General features: G+C 35.1%; 16 protein-coding genes. 9 read left to right on the top strand and 7 right to left on the bottom strand.

The genetic code is table 11. From position 1 onward, the window contains the following. Positions 1 to 2: 2 nt before the first annotated feature. Both PXD56_RS06050 and PXD56_RS06045 read right to left on the bottom strand, forming a co-directional pair. The gene (locus PXD56_RS06050) at positions 3 to 1,466 is read right to left on the bottom strand and encodes a peptidylprolyl isomerase (RefSeq protein WP_420828438.1); all 1,464 of its coding nucleotides are present in this window, start codon (positions 1,464 to 1,466) and stop codon (positions 3 to 5) included. Further along, positions 1,435 to 2,283 carry a peptidyl-prolyl cis-trans isomerase gene (locus PXD56_RS06045; RefSeq protein WP_276492418.1) on the bottom strand — a complete coding sequence of 283 codons (849 nt, stop codon included), beginning with the start codon at positions 2,281 to 2,283 and terminating at the stop codon, positions 1,435 to 1,437. Before PXD56_RS06045 ends, PXD56_RS06050 begins: the two co-directional genes overlap by 32 nt. Positions 2,284 to 2,539: 256 nt before the next feature. Between PXD56_RS06045 and PXD56_RS06040 the strand changes: the two genes are divergently transcribed. From PXD56_RS06040 to PXD56_RS06025, 4 genes are all read left to right on the top strand, one after another. After that, complete coding sequence (locus PXD56_RS06040) at positions 2,540 to 2,779, top strand: hypothetical protein (RefSeq protein ID WP_276492417.1); 240 nt, start codon at positions 2,540 to 2,542, stop codon at positions 2,777 to 2,779. Positions 2,780 to 2,910: 131 nt separating this feature from the next. Next, positions 2,911 to 3,924 (top strand): serine hydrolase, encoded by a 1,014-nt coding sequence (locus tag PXD56_RS06035; protein ID WP_276492416.1) that lies wholly within the window; start codon positions 2,911 to 2,913, stop codon positions 3,922 to 3,924. Positions 3,925 to 3,940: 16 nt separating this feature from the next. Continuing rightward, positions 3,941 to 4,684, top strand: coding sequence for a 23S rRNA pseudouridine(2604) synthase RluF (gene rluF / locus PXD56_RS06030; RefSeq protein ID WP_276492415.1), 744 nt, complete (start codon positions 3,941 to 3,943; stop codon positions 4,682 to 4,684). A gap of 96 nt (positions 4,685 to 4,780) precedes the next feature. Further along, on the top strand, positions 4,781 to 6,091 hold the full coding sequence (locus PXD56_RS06025; protein WP_276492414.1) for a carboxypeptidase-like regulatory domain-containing protein: 1,311 nt from the start codon (positions 4,781 to 4,783) through the stop codon (positions 6,089 to 6,091). An 88-nt stretch (positions 6,092 to 6,179) separates the two neighbouring features. Here the strand turns inward: PXD56_RS06025 and PXD56_RS06020 are convergent, their stop codons facing one another. Both PXD56_RS06020 and PXD56_RS06015 read right to left on the bottom strand, forming a co-directional pair. Continuing rightward, a complete protein-coding gene (locus PXD56_RS06020; protein WP_276492413.1) occupies positions 6,180 to 6,692 on the bottom strand; it encodes a fasciclin domain-containing protein in 513 nt (170 codons plus the stop codon). A gap of 292 nt (positions 6,693 to 6,984) precedes the next feature. Beyond that, a complete protein-coding gene (locus tag PXD56_RS06015) occupies positions 6,985 to 9,195 on the bottom strand; it encodes a RecQ family ATP-dependent DNA helicase (protein ID WP_276492412.1) in 2,211 nt (736 codons plus the stop codon). A 172-nt stretch (positions 9,196 to 9,367) separates the two neighbouring features. Between PXD56_RS06015 and PXD56_RS06010 the strand changes: the two genes are divergently transcribed. Genes PXD56_RS06010 through lptB form a run of 4 tightly spaced genes read left to right on the top strand, consistent with a single transcriptional unit; the run spans position 9,368 to position 12,352 of the window. Next, a complete protein-coding gene (locus PXD56_RS06010) occupies positions 9,368 to 10,345 on the top strand; it encodes a KpsF/GutQ family sugar-phosphate isomerase (RefSeq protein ID WP_276492411.1) in 978 nt (325 codons plus the stop codon). Continuing rightward, positions 10,345 to 11,226 (top strand): twin-arginine translocase subunit TatC, encoded by an 882-nt coding sequence (gene tatC / locus PXD56_RS06005; protein WP_276492410.1) that lies wholly within the window; start codon positions 10,345 to 10,347, stop codon positions 11,224 to 11,226. The genes PXD56_RS06010 and tatC overlap by 1 nt, the downstream gene beginning before the upstream one ends. Continuing rightward, positions 11,210 to 11,560: a carboxymuconolactone decarboxylase family protein gene (locus PXD56_RS06000; protein WP_276492409.1), complete on the top strand. Its 351-nt coding sequence runs from the start codon at positions 11,210 to 11,212 to the stop codon at positions 11,558 to 11,560. Before tatC ends, PXD56_RS06000 begins: the two co-directional genes overlap by 17 nt. A 51-nt stretch (positions 11,561 to 11,611) precedes the next feature. Beyond that, positions 11,612 to 12,352, top strand: coding sequence for an LPS export ABC transporter ATP-binding protein (gene lptB / locus PXD56_RS05995; RefSeq protein WP_036153061.1), 741 nt, complete (start codon positions 11,612 to 11,614; stop codon positions 12,350 to 12,352). An 11-nt stretch (positions 12,353 to 12,363) separates the two neighbouring features. Here the strand turns inward: lptB and PXD56_RS05990 are convergent, their stop codons facing one another. From PXD56_RS05990 to PXD56_RS05980, 3 genes are read right to left on the bottom strand one after another with little or no spacing between them, the layout of a single operon-like run. Continuing rightward, entirely contained in the window at positions 12,364 to 12,750 is a 387-nt protein-coding gene (locus PXD56_RS05990) for a DUF4345 domain-containing protein (protein ID WP_276492408.1), read from the bottom strand. After that, entirely contained in the window at positions 12,728 to 14,011 is a 1,284-nt protein-coding gene (locus PXD56_RS05985; RefSeq protein ID WP_276492407.1) for an MFS transporter, read from the bottom strand. The genes PXD56_RS05990 and PXD56_RS05985 overlap by 23 nt, the downstream gene beginning before the upstream one ends. Further along, positions 14,008 to 14,487 carry a GyrI-like domain-containing protein gene (locus tag PXD56_RS05980; protein ID WP_276492406.1) on the bottom strand — a complete coding sequence of 160 codons (480 nt, stop codon included), beginning with the start codon at positions 14,485 to 14,487 and terminating at the stop codon, positions 14,008 to 14,010. Before PXD56_RS05980 ends, PXD56_RS05985 begins: the two co-directional genes overlap by 4 nt. A gap of 168 nt (positions 14,488 to 14,655) precedes the next feature. Between PXD56_RS05980 and PXD56_RS05975 the strand changes: the two genes are divergently transcribed. Continuing rightward, positions 14,656 to 16,353 (top strand): alkaline phosphatase D family protein, encoded by a 1,698-nt coding sequence (locus PXD56_RS05975; RefSeq protein WP_276492405.1) that lies wholly within the window; start codon positions 14,656 to 14,658, stop codon positions 16,351 to 16,353. Positions 16,354 to 16,373 lie beyond the last annotated feature (20 nt).

The following is a 16,373-nucleotide window of genomic DNA, read 5'->3' as shown; positions in this document are numbered from 1 at the left end:
ATTTATTCTTTTACCCAGTTATTAGCGAACTCACAATCTTTGTTCTCATCGTTAACACTAATATAAGTATCTTCTATATGCTCATCCATCCATTTTTTAATGGCATTGTATTTCTTTTCCGTAAGCGCCAATTCTTGAATCTTCGTATAATCTTTAGAGAAATCGGCAACATGCTCGTCATACCTATTTGTAATCTTTAAAATTTTATATTTAGGTGCTCCACCTCTTGGATCTTCTTCTAACACAGGATATGTAATCTCATTATCCTTCAAGTTCTGTACTTGATTGTATAATGTAGGATCCATTTTGGTCAACTCAAATTTAGAATCGAAGTTTACCGGGTTACGTAGCAATCCGCCATCAAATTTCGTTTCTTTCTCATCAGAGAAATTTAAAGCAGCCTCGGCAAAAGTAAATTCACCATTAATAATTTTCTTACGAATACTATCCAACTCGGCTTTAGCCTCGTCCATTACGTTTTGAGATATTTCTGGCTGTATCAATATATGTCTCAAATCTAGCTCTTGACCTCTAATCTTTTCAATGTAGATGATATGGAAACCGAAAATAGTTTCAAAAGGTTCAGAAACTTCACCCTCTCTTAAACTGAAGGCTACATCTTTAAACTTCTTATCAAAACCAGTGTCTTTTGTAATGCTATAAAAACCACCTTTAGATTTAGATCCCGGATCTTGAGAATATAGAATTGCCTTTACACTAAAGCTAGAGTCGTTATCCTCAACATCTGCCTTGATCTGATTCAGCTTATCAATAACCTTTTGTTTTTCTTCTTCAGATGGTTCTGGCTCTTTGGTAATCTGTGCAATCTCTAATTCAGCACCAAATACCGGACGCTCATCTTCTGGAATCTTATTAAAGAACTGACGAACCTCTTCAGGTGTAATTTCAATCTCTTTAATTATGTCTTGTTGCATACGCTCAGAAAGCATACGTAATTTATTAATTTTATAAAGTTCGTCTCGAAAACTAGCTTCGTCGGTTTTCTTATAGTATTTCAATACCTTTTCCATAGAACCGATCTGTTGTACCAAAGATTGTAGTTGGCGGTCACCGGTTGCGTTTACCTCATCATCCGAAACCAAAATACTATCTTGAACAGCCTGGTTAGCATACAAACGATCTTCCATCAACTTACCTAAAAGTCCGCAATGGGTAATATCTTCTGTAGCTGCACCTTGACTTTTAAGATCAATCAATGTTTTCTCTATATCAGAATCCAAGATTACGTAATCACCAACAACAGCGGCAATACCATCAAGCTTAATTTTTTTGAAATTAATAGAGGAGTCGTTTTTAATTGGGCTAGCTTCTGCTATAACTTCCATTGGCTCAGCTTCATTAGCCGTAACATTTGGTATAGAATCTTGTGCGGTTGCTATACCTGAGAATAGTAAAACTGCACCTATGTAAATACTATTTTTTGTTTTCGAAAACTTCAAATTCATTATCCTTGATTGCTTCATCTAATAATTCAGTTTCTAATTTGCGTAGGTAGTCCATTTTTCTACGACTTAATAAAACTTGTTCAATTGTAGGTTTAATAAAGGACAAAGGCGCAACATCGTTAACATCTTTAGTTTCCTCTATTTTTCCCAAATATACCCCGATTGAATCCTCTAATTCAAAAAATTGTGAATTTTTTAAGTACTTATTGGCATTGTCTGGGGTAATTGGAGGTATTTCTTCAAATATTCTAGTGTAGCGTACCCAAATAGAGTCATTAAAGTTCAATTTAGTAAACTGAATACCAACAGAATCTAAATACCTAACATCATCTTTTTTAAATCTTTTTAAACGCTTACCTACTTCATCTTGATTTAAAAATCCTTTTGGAAGGGCAACAAAACGAATTCTTGCAATCTGTTCTTTTAATTTAAAATTCTCTTTGGCGTTCTCATAGAATGCATTCAATTGCTCATCAGTAATTACCGAATCTGTAGCTTGTGCAACCAATGCCTCTTTATAAACACTTGTATACAACTCAGTTCTATAATCATCTACCAAGGCATTGTATTCCGCCAGTTTCTCTTCAGACAAATTAATTTTGGCTTTAGAAAGTAACAATTGTTTAGAGGCCCAATTATTTATGTAGTTGACAGCAAAAGAAGCACTGTCACCCTTTGTCATATTTTCCGTGATTAACGGCGCTAGGTCATCTTCATACAAAAAAGACTCGCCTACCCTTGCAATGACCTTCTTTTCTTCATCTTTCTTAAAAAGACCATCACATGAGGTAAATGTAACAGCTACTAACCCTATCATCACAATAGGATAAATTTTACGGAGTAAAAACATTGATTTCTTAAAAAACATCGAGCAAAAATAGCAATAACCAAATCGTGTGCAAATGCTTAATGATTTACTTAACACGTTTTTAGGGCTTACAAGATATAACAAATAGCTAATAATCAATTAAAAATAGCCGGTCACTACCTTTTTATCTCATTACATACTGACTATAAACTGCCATTTTTTAGGTAAATTTGCTACTATTTTTATAACCTAACACTATATATTCTTGAACCGACAGATAAAACTAATATGGGATTTTAGAGGTCCTGCTGCATTAAAAACTGCCGAACATCATGTTAAGCACCTAAATGAATTTATAGCTTCTGAAAAAACAGCTTTGAACATTACGGGTTTCAATGAAATAAATGACATGTACAGTATTGCATTTATGGTCGTGGAAGAAAAAGAAATGATTACCGTAAGAGATTTGCTAAAACCGCACCGTGGCGAAGTCTACACTCCATAAAACATAATACCATGAAGTACTTCCTTCTTTTCATATGTTGTGTTTTTTTGACTGGTTGCGCTCACAAAAAACAAAATTTAAATTTTCTTGAAGTTGCCCTATCATCAAATAACCCTAAAATAAAAAGGGTAATGGATAGTATTGATAGCTATCAGGTTCAAATAAGATATACACAAATAGATAGAAGAAATGATAGTGTTGTATTTACAGACTATGATTTCCAGGTAAATGATAGCATGTATTTTTATCCTGCGAGTACGGCTAAATTCCCCACTGCTGTTTTAGCATTAGAAAAACTAAATAAAACAGACACCTTATCTATTAACACAAGATACTATATAGAAGGCGATACTCTTGAAAGTACCGCTGCAAAGGATATATCTGAAATTTTTGCAGTCAGTGATAATTTGGCAAACAATAGGTTGGTAGAGTTCTTAGGATTTGAAGCAATCAATGAAAGTTTAAAGAACAAAGGGATTGCACCTGTTAGGTTAAGTCATAGATTAGGCTATCATTCAGATGATCTAAGAACAAAGCCCCTAATCATTTACTTGAACGATTCTACTACCGGAATTACGCAATCAATCTTAAACAAGACACCGGAACGTCTAGAACTCTTTAAAATTGAAAAGGGAATTGGGTATTATGAAGATGGCGAACTCATTGAAGAAGCTTTTGATTTTAGTCAAAAAAACTATTATCCTATTTCTGCGCAACACAACCTTTTAAAAAGAGTAATATTTCCACAAAACTATAAAGCAACAGAACAGTTTGACCTTAGTAGCGAGCAAAGAGCATATTTAATTAATGCAATGCATACTACTCCGCAAAAAGCAGGCTATGATCAGGCTACATATTATGATGGCTACTGTAAGTTTTTCATGTTTGGCGATACTAAAAAGAACATACCTGAGTATATAGAAATATATAATAAAGTAGGGTTCGCTTACGGCACGTTAACTGATTGTGCCTATATAAAGGACACTAAAAATAATATCGATTTTTTATTGACGGCAACTATTTTGGTGAACAAAGACGGTATCTTTAATGATGACGCCTATGACTATGACGAAATAGGAATTCCGTTTTTGGCACAATTAGGTAGAGAAATCTACCAACAAGAATTAAATCGAAATCAACATTAGAAACAGCACGCTGAATATGCAAGACAATACCAATAAAACAAGAATAAATAAATACTTAAGCGAAGCTGGTTATTGCTCACGTAGAGCTGCAGATAAATTGATTGACCAAGGTAGAGTAACCATTAACGGAGAAGTGCCGGAAATGGGCACTAAAATATCTGCTGGTGATGTCGTTAAAGTTGATGGAGAACTTATTAAGGAATCCAAAGGAAAATCTACGTACTTGGCATTTAATAAACCCGTAGGTATTGTTTGCACTACAGATACGGGTGTTGAAAAAGACAATATTATTGATTTTATAAACTACCCAAAACGAATTTTCCCGATTGGCAGATTGGATAAACCAAGTGAGGGACTCATATTCCTAACCGATGATGGAGATATTGTAAATAAGATACTTCGTGCACGTAACAACCACGAAAAAGAATATTTGGTAACCGTAGATAAGCCAATTACCATTGATTTCTTAAATAGGATGCGCAAAGGAATTCCTATTCTTGACCAAGTCACCAGAGAATGTGAGGTTTTTGAAGTAAGTACATATCAATTCAGAATAATTCTAACTCAAGGTCTAAACAGACAAATTCGTAGAATGTGCGAATACCTAGATTATAGGGTAAAGAAATTGAAGCGTATTAGAATTATGAACGTACAATTAGATGTACCCGTTGGAAAATGGCGCGATCTTACCGAAGAAGAATTAAAGGAAATTAATAGGCTTGTTAGTACCTCATCAAAAACATTCGACGGCAAAAAGTAATTTCGCCCTATCATTGCTTTCAGAACACTAACGATTTAACAGAAAATATCGATATAATTCGTTATTAATCACTACCTTATAAAGAAAAGATACGTTATGTCACAAGAGTACAATTTTTCAACAAGTCATCATTTTATCAAGTATATATTGATATTTCTTGTTTCCATAGGATTAGGAACCAACGCAATGATGGCACAAGCCATTAATTATACGGAATACACCGGTGAAGTTTTAGATGCCGACACCAAAAAACCTTTAATTTTTGCTACACTTACGGTAGACAACACCAATGTAACCACGATTACCAACTCAGAGGGGCAATTTTCATTGAAAGTTCCAAGTGAGTACACTGAAAACAAATTAACTATTGCATTCTTAGGTTACAAAACCAAACAAATTGCTATTTCAGAATTAGAGGAAAAGAAGAATAAAATCTTCATGACCGAATTTGTTATGGCCTTATCAGAGGCAAGTATAGATGCCCCAAATGATGCTGAGTCGTTAGTAAAAGAAACGCTGAACAAAAAGGGGGATAATTATTTAAATGAAAGTACCGTAATGACTGCCTTTTACAGAGAAACTATTAAAAAAAGAAGAACCAACGTAAGTCTTTCAGAAGCGGTAGTGAATATTTACAAAACTCCATATTCTTCTAAAAAGACGGATGCGCTAGAACTTTACAAAGCTCGTAAGAGCACTGATTACAATAAGTTAGACACTGTTGCCCTAAAACTTCAGGGCGGACCATTCAACACCTTATTTGTGGACATGGTAAAATACCCAAACTACATCTTTACACCAGAGACTTTAGCATATTATGATTTTTCTTTTGATACCTCTACTCGTGTAAATGACCAACTTATTTATGTCATTGATTTCAAGCAAAAACCTGAAATTATAGATCCGTTATATAATGGTAAACTATACATTGATGCTGAAAATAAAATATTGACAAGCGCCATTTACTCCCTTAACATCACTGATAAAAGATTGGCTTCTCAAATGTTCGTAAGAAGAAAACCTAAGAATGCAGACGTATGGCCAACCGAAGTATCTTACCGTGTAGACTACAGAGAAAAAGATGGTAAATGGTATTATGGTTATAGCAATGTTCTATTAGAGTTCAAAATAGATTGGGACAAACGTTTATTCAATTCAGTATACAGCATGAATTGTGAAATGGCTATCACAGATTGGGAAAAGAATATAGATAACACTTTTCCTAAGTATAAGGACAGAATGAAGTCATCAATTATATTAAGTGACGAAGCCATAGGTTTTGCCGATCCAGATTTTTGGGGAGAATACAATATTATTGAACCTGAAAAATCCATAGAATCCGCTATTAAAAAGATTCAAAGACAATTGCGAAAAGGCAAACCTATAAGTGGTACTGCTGCACGCTAGACAACTTTAAGTAGTGTTTAAAAAAAATCCCTTTGCTATTCTATAATAGAATTACAAAGGGATTTTTATTATTAGTAGACTTTTAAACTTATTCTGGCATCACTACTGCATCTATCGCATGAATTACACCATTGCTAGCAGCTACATCTGCCATAACTACGGTTGCCATATTTCCTTTTTCATCTTTCAACATTACTTTGTTGCCGCTAAGTGATAATGTGATTGTTCCTCCTTGTACTGTTTTTACTAAAAACATACCATCATTGTCATTGATTGCCTTAATAACATCTGCAGCCATAAACTTACCGGCTACTACATGGTAAGTTAAAATACCCGTTAATGCATCTTTACTTTCAGGCTTTAATAACGTATCTACCGTGCCAGCTGGTAATGCTTCAAAAGCTGTGTTTACCGGCGCAAAAACAGTAAACGGACCTTCACTACTCAACGTTTCCACCAAATCAGCCGCTTTTACTGCAGCAACCAAGGTTGTAAAATTGTCATTTCCCGCTGCAACACCTACAATAGTTTCTGACTGAGCAGAAATATTCGTTACAAATAATGTAATTGCACTTAATAATGTAATTTTTAAAATTTTCATAGTTCTTTTTTTTTAGATTTCTGTAAAAGTATAACGGAACCACGAGCAATAGTCTTAAATTTTGTTTAAAGTTTTAAATTATTTATTAAACAAAATACAATAACCTGTATATCAATTATTTAAAAGCAAAAAATATGGAGTAAAATTTACTTTACCCTGCTATTTATCATTTAAAAGCTTTACAAACCACATAAAACGGACAACATAAATTACCCGTATAGCTCTAATAAAAAAATCCATTAACCAATTTATGTTGGTTAATGGATTTATAAATAAATTATAGATACTTGGTTTAGTTTGCTACTTCACTAATAAATTTTAATCTATACAAACGCAGCTCTTCTTCTTCATACTCGCCATCAAATTCGCTCATCGCCTCTTCTAAATCATCTGATTCAGATTCCAAGAAATACTCATGAATTTCTTCTTGTTGATCTTCATCTAGAATATCATCGATCCAATAATTCAGGTTTAACTTGGTACCACTATAGACTATTTGTTCCATTTCTTTAATAAGGTCAGGAATTTCCAAGCCTTTAGAAGAAGCAATATCAGTCAATGGTAATTTTCTATCGACATTCTGTATTACATATAATTTCAACGCAGAATTTGCTCCCGTACTTTTAACTACAAGGTCATCTGGTCTAATAATTTCGTTTTCTTCAACATAGGTACTAATGAATGCAATAAACGGCTTACCATATTTTTTTGCCTTACCCTCACCTACACCATGAACATTTAGCAGCTCTTCATGCGATATAGGATATTTCAATGCCATATCTTCTAATGAAGGATCCTGAAAAACTACAAATGGCGGAACACCTATTTTCTTAGCCTGTGCTTTTCGTAAGTCCTTTAACTGCTTCAGTAATTTCTCATCTGCTATACCACCAGATTTAGCGGCACCAACAATAGCATTGTCATTTTCAGCATTATAAACGTGATCTTTGGTCATCATAAAAGATGAAGGATTCACTAAAAACTCCTTACCATTATCCGTTACATGTAACACGCCGTATTGTTCTATCTCTTTTCGTAGCAATCCGGCAACCAATGTCTGACGAATAAGTGCCATCCAATAGCTTTTATCTTTATCGGAACCAATTCCAAAAAACTCTTTTTCATTGGTTTTATGTGAAGAAATTATGGCATTGGTTTTTCCACGCAATGCATTTACAATCTCTTTAGATTTAAACTTTTCGCTTGTACCGGTAACAACCTTAAGCAACTTTTCAACGTTGTCTTTCGCTTCTTCTTTCTCTTTCGGGTTTCGGGTATTATCATCCATTTCGGCACCTTCACCGTTAACGTCGTCAAATTCCTCTCCAAAATAATGAAGCATAAACTTACGTCTAGACATAGAGGTTTCTGCATACGCTACCACCTCTTGCAATAAAGCATTTCCTATTTCTTGTTCAGCTACCGGTTTACCGGACATGAACTTCTCTAGCTTTTCTATATCCTTGTAAGAGTAATAGGCTAAACAATGACCTTCGCCACCATCACGACCGGCTCTACCGGTTTCTTGATAGTAACTTTCAATACTTTTTGGAATATCATGATGAATTACAAAACGTACATCTGGTTTATCGATCCCCATACCAAAGGCAATGGTTGCAACTACCACATCTACATCTTCCATCAAGAACATATCTTGATATTTTGATCTTGTCTTAGCATCAAAACCTGCATGGTATGGTACGGCACTTACCCCGTTTACCTGCAATACTTGAGCTAACTCCTCTACCTTTTTACGGCTAAGGCAGTATATAATTCCTGATTTACCAGAATTTTGTTTCACGAAACGAATGATATCCGCTTCAATATTTTCTGTTTTGGTACGTACTTCGTAGAATAGATTAGGTCGGTTAAAAGACGCCTTAAAAAGTTTGGCACCACCTATACCTAAATTCTTAATAATATCCTCTTGAACCTTAGGCGTTGCCGTAGCTGTAAGCCCAATAATAGGAATATCATCTCCTAAACGTGCTACTATAGATTTCAAATTTCTATACTCAGGTCTAAAATCATGACCCCATTCAGAAATACAATGCGCTTCATCTACCGCTACAAAAGAAACTTTGACCGAGCGTAAAAATTCTACATTCTCTTCTTTTGTCAAAGACTCTGGAGCAACATACAACAGTTTAGTTACACCATCTGTTATATCTTGTTTCACCTGTTTTATTTCCCCTTTATTCAATGAGGAATTTAATACATGGGCAATTCCTATTTCAGAAGAAACACCACGTATGGCATCTACCTGATTTTTCATTAAAGCAATCAACGGAGAAACGATAATTGCCGTACCAACTTGCATAAGGGCAGGTAATTGGTAACACATAGATTTACCACCACCTGTTGGCATGATCACAAACGTATTATTCTGTTTTAAAACATTTTTAATTACTTCTTCCTGAAGTCCTTTAAACTGAGAAAAACCAAAATATTTTTTTAATGAGGAATGTAAATCGATATTGTCAAATTCTTTACTGTCTGTCACATTTTACATTTAAGGGGACACTACTTACTTTAAATTTTATAAGCGAACAAAAATACAAATTGCCTAGCTAGGCGTTTCTAAATTATTATGCGATAATCGGCATTTAAAATTAAGTTTGTTTAATTTTGTCATCTTAAAGATAATACATTCTTTTAGGAATACAATCCATAATTTGAATAATAGATTGATTGCAACGGACACCATTATTGGCTTAGCGAGAAAAACCATTGAAACTGAGCGTGATGCTATAGCACAACTTTCCTCACTTTTAACCGATGATTTTGCTAGTATCGTAAACTGCATTATTGAAGCAAAAGGACGCGTTATAATTTCAGGTATTGGAAAGAGCGCAATCATTGCCACCAAAATTGTAGCTACCCTGAATTCTACGGGTACTCCCGCAATTTTTATGCATGCTGGCGATGCCATACATGGAGACTTAGGAACCGTGCAAGATAATGACGTGGTTATCTGTATTTCTAACAGCGGAAATACACCAGAAATAAAGATGCTGGTACCGCTCATAAAAAGAGGTTCTAATAAGCTAATTGCCATGACAGGGAACACCGATTCTTTTTTGGCAAAACAAGCAGATTTTATTCTAAATACACATGTTGAGAAGGAAGCTTGCCCTAACGGACTGGCACCTACAACAAGTACTACAGCTCAATTAGTTATGGGAGATGCCCTTGCAATTGTGCTTTTAGAAATCAAAGGTTTTAGTAGTTCAGATTTTGCAAAATATCACCCAGGCGGATCCTTAGGTAAGAGATTATATTTAAGAGTTGCAGATTTGGTCAGCAAAAATCAAGTGCCACAAGTTCAAAAAAGCGAAGAGGTCAAAAAAGTAATTGTTGAAATCTCTAAAAAAATGTTGGGTGTTACTGCAGTACTTGATGGCGAAAAAGTTGTAGGTATTGTAACCGATGGCGATATTAGACGCATGTTGAACAAACATGACAATATAAAAGGGTTGACTGCTGAAGATATCATGACTAAAAACCCTAAAACGATTCCTGCAAATACTTTGGCTATCAAAGCTTTGGAGCATATGCAAAAAAAGGGAATATCACAATTGTTAGCCATGGATGAAGATACGTACGTTGGCGTAATCCATTTACATAATTTAATTAACGAAGGTATTTTATAATGAGTTCCAAAACTACCACGCCACCAAACGAAATGTCTTTTCTTGACCATTTAGAAGAATTAAGATGGCATTTAATAAGATCCGTATTGGCTGTTGTCATCATTGGAAGTGTTGCCTTTTTAATGAAAGGTTTCATATTTGACACAATTATATTCGGACCAAAGAACATGAATTTCCCCACGTATCGCTTCTTTTGTGATGTCGCTACTTGGTTAAATAAAATTCAATCTTTTACGGTAATAGATTCTTCTTTCTGTGCCGATGAATTTCCGTTTACCATTCAAAGTCGTGAAATGGGCGGACAGTTTTCTGCACACATATGGACCTCCATTTGGGCTGGAGTTATTCTTGGATTTCCCTATATTTTATATGAAATGTGGAAATTCATTAGTCCTGGACTACATGCCAATGAGCGTAAAAACTCCCGCGGATTTATTTTAATTGCTTCTATTTTATTCTTTATAGGGGTTTTATTTGGGTATTACATTGTAGCACCACTTTCTATTAACTTCTTAGGATCGTATGTAGTTAGTGACTCTGTTTTAAATGAGTTCGATTTAGATTCATATATAGGAACATTAAAAATTTCAGTACTTGCTTGTGGTATTTTGTTTGAGTTACCTATCATCATTTTCTTTTTGACCAAAGTTGGTTTGGTAACGCCAGAATTGATGAAGAAGTACCGTAAAATTGCCTTGGTAGTTGTTTTAATACTTTCTGCGGTAATTACACCACCAGACGTTACAAGCCAGATTATAGTTGCTATACCGGTCATTGTATTATACCAGATAAGTATATTTATTTCTGCGATGGTATTGAGAAAAGAAAGAAAAAAAGCTGAAAAAGAAAAAAAAGCAAATAGAAATGTCAAATCAAATTGAAGAATTTAATGCCTATCGTTCTAAGATGAACGATAAGTTACTGGCTGATAATAATAAAGTAGTAAAACGTATATTTAATTTAGATACCAATGCATTTGCCGCAGGCGCTTTAGACGTTAAGACCAAAGAATTGTTAGGTCTTGTAGCATCTACCGTATTACGTTGCGACGATTGTGTAAAGTATCATTTAGAGAGTTCTTATAATGAGGGCGTTTCTAAAGAAGAGGTCATGGAGACGTTAAGTATAGCTACCTTAGTGGGCGGTACCATTGTAATTCCACATTTACGAAAAGCGTATGAATATTGGGAAGAATTAGAAAACCAACAAGGTTAAAAAATCGCCAATTACTTTTCTAAAAGACCAATAACCAATAGATTTGAAAACATGAAGTTACGTGCCGACAATATAATGAAGTCCTACAGAGGCCGTAGGGTGGTTAAAGGAATTTCCCTTGAGGTAAACCAAGGTGAAATTGTAGGGTTATTGGGACCTAATGGCGCCGGTAAGACCACTTCTTTTTATATGATCGTAGGGCTTGTAAAACCCAATGGCGGTAGCATCTATTTAGATGACATGGAGATTACCAAATTTCCCATGTACAAAAGAGCGCAAAACGGCATTGGTTACCTAGCTCAAGAAGCATCTGTCTTTAGAAAGTTAAGTATCGAAAAAAATATTTTAAGTGTTCTTCAATTGACCAAGTTGAGCAAAAAAGAGCAACACATGAAAATGGAGTCGCTTATTGAAGAGTTTGGATTAGGTCATATTCGTAAAAGTCGTGGCGACTTATTATCTGGTGGTGAACGAAGAAGGACAGAAATTGCACGTGCCTTGGCCACCGACCCAAAATTTATTCTTCTAGATGAACCTTTTGCAGGGGTTGATCCTGTAGCCGTAGAAGACATACAGCGTATTGTAGCGCAGTTAAAAGATAAAAACATTGGTATACTCATTACCGACCACAACGTTCAAGAAACGCTTGCTATTACAGAACGCTCTTACCTAATGTTTGAAGGTGGTATTTTAAAGTCTGGAGAACCAGAAGAACTGGCTGCAGATGAAATGGTAAGAAAGGTATATCTAGGTCAGAATTTTGAGTTACGTAAAAAGAAACTTGATTTTTAAATACTATAAATCTAGTCCAACTCTTTATACTTTTTAAGATTATACAATCCCCAACCGAAGAACAAAAGTTCTAGAAACAGTGCTGGTGTAAATAATGGCGATACTCCATCTATAGCGGTACTTACTATTCTACCAAAACTTATACCACCCATAAAAAGCATATTACATAGGGTTGCAGCATACCAAAGATTCGCTTTAAAAGAGCCTAAAATCCAGAATAGCCCTACTCCCATATAAATACCCATTACAGCACGGAGCATATTCTTTAATTCCAAATCTACTACTTCAAAACCTAAGAGTTCTGGCATAACATAAGCAGGATGCCCCCCATAAACCACACCAGCTATGATAACGATAATTCCCGATAAAAATAGATTAAGATTTTTTGCTGTTGTCATTGAATGGTCTACCATAAAGTTGAAAATATCTAAATGCTGCTATACCACCGATAAAGGAAAAAACAGCCAGCATAGTGAACACATGTTGATGCCCTTTCAACCCAGGTGACGCATCTAATAAATAGCCCATTGCCGGTCCAGCAAAAATATCTGGAGTATAGCCTATTAATGAAATTAGGCCAACTGCAGTACCGGTAAGTACTAACGGAATTTTACCGCTTTGCATCACCGCAAAGTATAGAGAACGTATAGCATACACCCCTAATGCCACAATCATAATGGAGAATAGGAATATAAAATAAGAAACATCTGAAACAACTCCTGAAGCAAAAATCAACGAGCCAATTAGCGCTATTACAAAACCTAATAACAAAAATAAACTTGGTCTTGAGCGATCTGCAATGACTCCTATAAAAACACCTATTATAGGTCTTGCAAATAATAAAAAAGTACCTACTTCTGCAGATTCCACCTCATTATACAACATAACATCTTGTGCATAAAGAGAAAATATATCGGTGATTTTATACCCTACATAGGCGCACAGAATTATAATCATTAGAAGTAAAACAGAAGGTAAGCGAAGTACTTCTTTAATTTGATCAACCGTAATTCTTTCAAGAACAATATCCTTTTCTAGACTTTCTGGTAATCGCATAAAAAACCAAACTAGAACGCCTATAATAGTAACTATACCAGACGAAGTCAATATCACATATCTAAATGCAAACCTACTTTCTTCTAAGGTGGCAACTTCTAAATCTGCAGACATAAAATGAGAAAAGACAAGTACACCCAATGTTCCAAATAGTGCCCCTACCAGTCCCCTACCGCCATCTAAAAAACCAAAAGCTTTGCCTTGAGAGCTTTGACCGCCCCATACTCGTGTAGCTTTAATCATAGGTGACCAAAAAAGAAATATAGTCGTAAATCCCCAGAAACCGTAAAGTACTTGTAATGTGAAGTAATCGGGGAAAGTGGAAAATACCAATCCACCTATTGCGGTCATCCACAGCGCTATGGCAATTAATTTTCGGGGTTGAAATTTATCGGCTAAAGGACCACCTAATAAATATGAAACCAAAGCAACAAATCCATAAACCGAAAAACAGAGTCCAAGTGAAACATTATCAAGTTCAAACACTTTTAAGACCGTTGGTCTAAAAACACGTTGCAATACAAAAGGTAAAATAAAGACGCTCTCCCCTGCCAAAATCAGTAACAACAAATAATACCAAGGCGCTTTTTCCGGGTCTTTCATTTTGCTTTAATAGGAATCCAAGCTTCTTCTTCTGAATCTGGATCGTTGTTTTTGTATTTGGCACCCAGCACCTCAAAATGCGGACGGTCATCTAAATTATAATTAGACCTAGGAATCCATTCTCCATAAATATATTGAAAAAATGCCTGAGCGTTTTGCGCGGTTCCCTTATAACTGAATACTGCATATAAACCACCTTTTAAAACTAAACTATTCATTTCTTCAGGAACGGCATCAAAATCTTCAACCTCAACACAAGCCCATTTTATATACTTTTTAACGGGAGAAAACTCCTGGAAATAATCCAAAGGATAAACCTGAAGAGAGATAAAATCATCAGACGACCTATTGGTGATTTCCTTACTTCTTTGCCTAAAAGCTTTCCAAAGTTCTGGTGTTTTATTATCCAATAAACTCATTTCGGTAGAAAATCCTACTAAATTTTTCTCTTCTAGAGTAACAATTTTTGGGGTCATAGATGTATTTGCTAATTATCAAACTTAAGGAATTCATTCAGAACCTAGAAAACTGACTAACGCCAAATATCAATTATTATCATCAATAGTTTCAATAACCTAAACATAAAGTTCAACTAACATGCTTTGGCGGGAATTAAAACAATTTTGAGGAAACTAAATTACCTCATGAAAACGAAGAAAAATACAAGAAGAAATTTTATTCAAAAAGCAATAATGGCTTCGGGCGGACTAATACTAGCGCCCAATTTTATAAGCTGTAGTGATGATAACGATTTAAAAGTAGATTACGATGAATCTACACTTAATGTTCAAAATTTCAATTACGGTGTAGCTAGTTTTGACCCAAGTAGCACAAGCGTAATAATTTGGACACGATTTGTTAATACTGACGTTGAAATTATCTGGGAAGTTTCTACAAAAAATGACTTCAACAACATATTACGAACAGGAAAAATCACAACTGAGAGCTCAAGAGATAATACTTTAGCAATAGAGTTGACAGAATTGGAAGCTGACCAAAAATTATATTATCGATTTATAAGCACAACCGATAATTCCGTTTCTGTAATTGGTGAAACCATAACTTTACCAATAGACGCCACACAAGCAAAATTAGCAGTTTGTTCTTGCTCTAATTTCCAAGCTGGCTTATTCAATGTTTACGATGCTATGGCAAACTCTGACGCTGATATCATTGTACATTTAGGCGATTATTTTTATGAATATGGCGCTGGCGGATACGGATCTACAGAAGAAAATGCTTTTTTAAATCGATTTCATGAACCTGCCGGAGAAATCATTTCTTTAGATGATTATAGAACTAGGTACAAGCAATACAGGTCTGACACTTCTTTACAACTGGCCCACCAAAAGAAGCCGTTCATTTGTGTATGGGACGATCATGAAATTGCCAACGACACTTATATAGAAGGCGCAGAAAATCATGATGAAGCAACAGAGGGTAGTTTTGAAGTTAGAAAACAAAATGCACTACAAGCATACAGCGAGTTTTTACCGTTTTCAAGAATAGCTGCAGATGACAATAGCATTATCTACCGTTCTGTAAATATTGGCAACCTTGTCAATCTTATTTTAATGGACACTCGCCTTATAGGTAGAGATAAGCAATTAAATATTGGCGATTACTATACCGCAATCGGCTTTGATGCTCAAGCATTTCAGTCTGCATTGAGCGACCCCAACCGCTCTATTGTAGGAGTAACCCAAAGAGATTGGATTATATCTGAACTAAATAGTAGCTCAGCCAAATGGCAAGTTTTAGGGCAACAAGTACTCATGGGTAAAATGAACATACCTTTAGAATTATTAACGGCATTTGGCTCTGAAGATTTTGGCACCATTCTAACAGAACTTGTAACTATTAAGTTAAGATCATTAAATAACGATCCTAGCCTAAGTGCAGCGGAGATTGCAAGAGTAAATACCGTTATCCCTTATAATTTAGATGCTTGGGACGGTTACCCAATGGATAGGGAAATTATTTATAATGCATTGAACGGTAAAAAGATAGTAACCTTTGCAGGCGACACCCATAATGCATGGCAGAATACCTTGACTTCAGAAAATGGAACGGAAGTAGGAATAGAACTGGCAACATCCTCTATTAGCTCACCTGGTTTTGAAACATATCTTGGCGCAAATTCTTCACCAGAATTAATTGCAGGATTTCAAGAAGCATTAGTGGCATTAATAGACGGATTAAATTATTTTGATGCATCAAGAAGAGGCTATATGATGACAACGTTCACTACTACAGATGTAACTTCTGAATGGATTTTTGTAGACACATTATTATCAGAAAGTTACTCTACTGAAATAGGGTATTCTTTAAGCTATTCTTAAATAATGGTTTAGTTAAATTA

Source organism: Maribacter zhoushanensis, assembly GCF_029350975.1.
Taxonomy (GTDB): Bacteria; Bacteroidota; Bacteroidia; order Flavobacteriales; family Flavobacteriaceae; genus Maribacter; species Maribacter zhoushanensis.
Note: the sequence above shows the minus strand (reverse complement) of the source record. Positions and strands in the feature narration are given on the sequence as shown.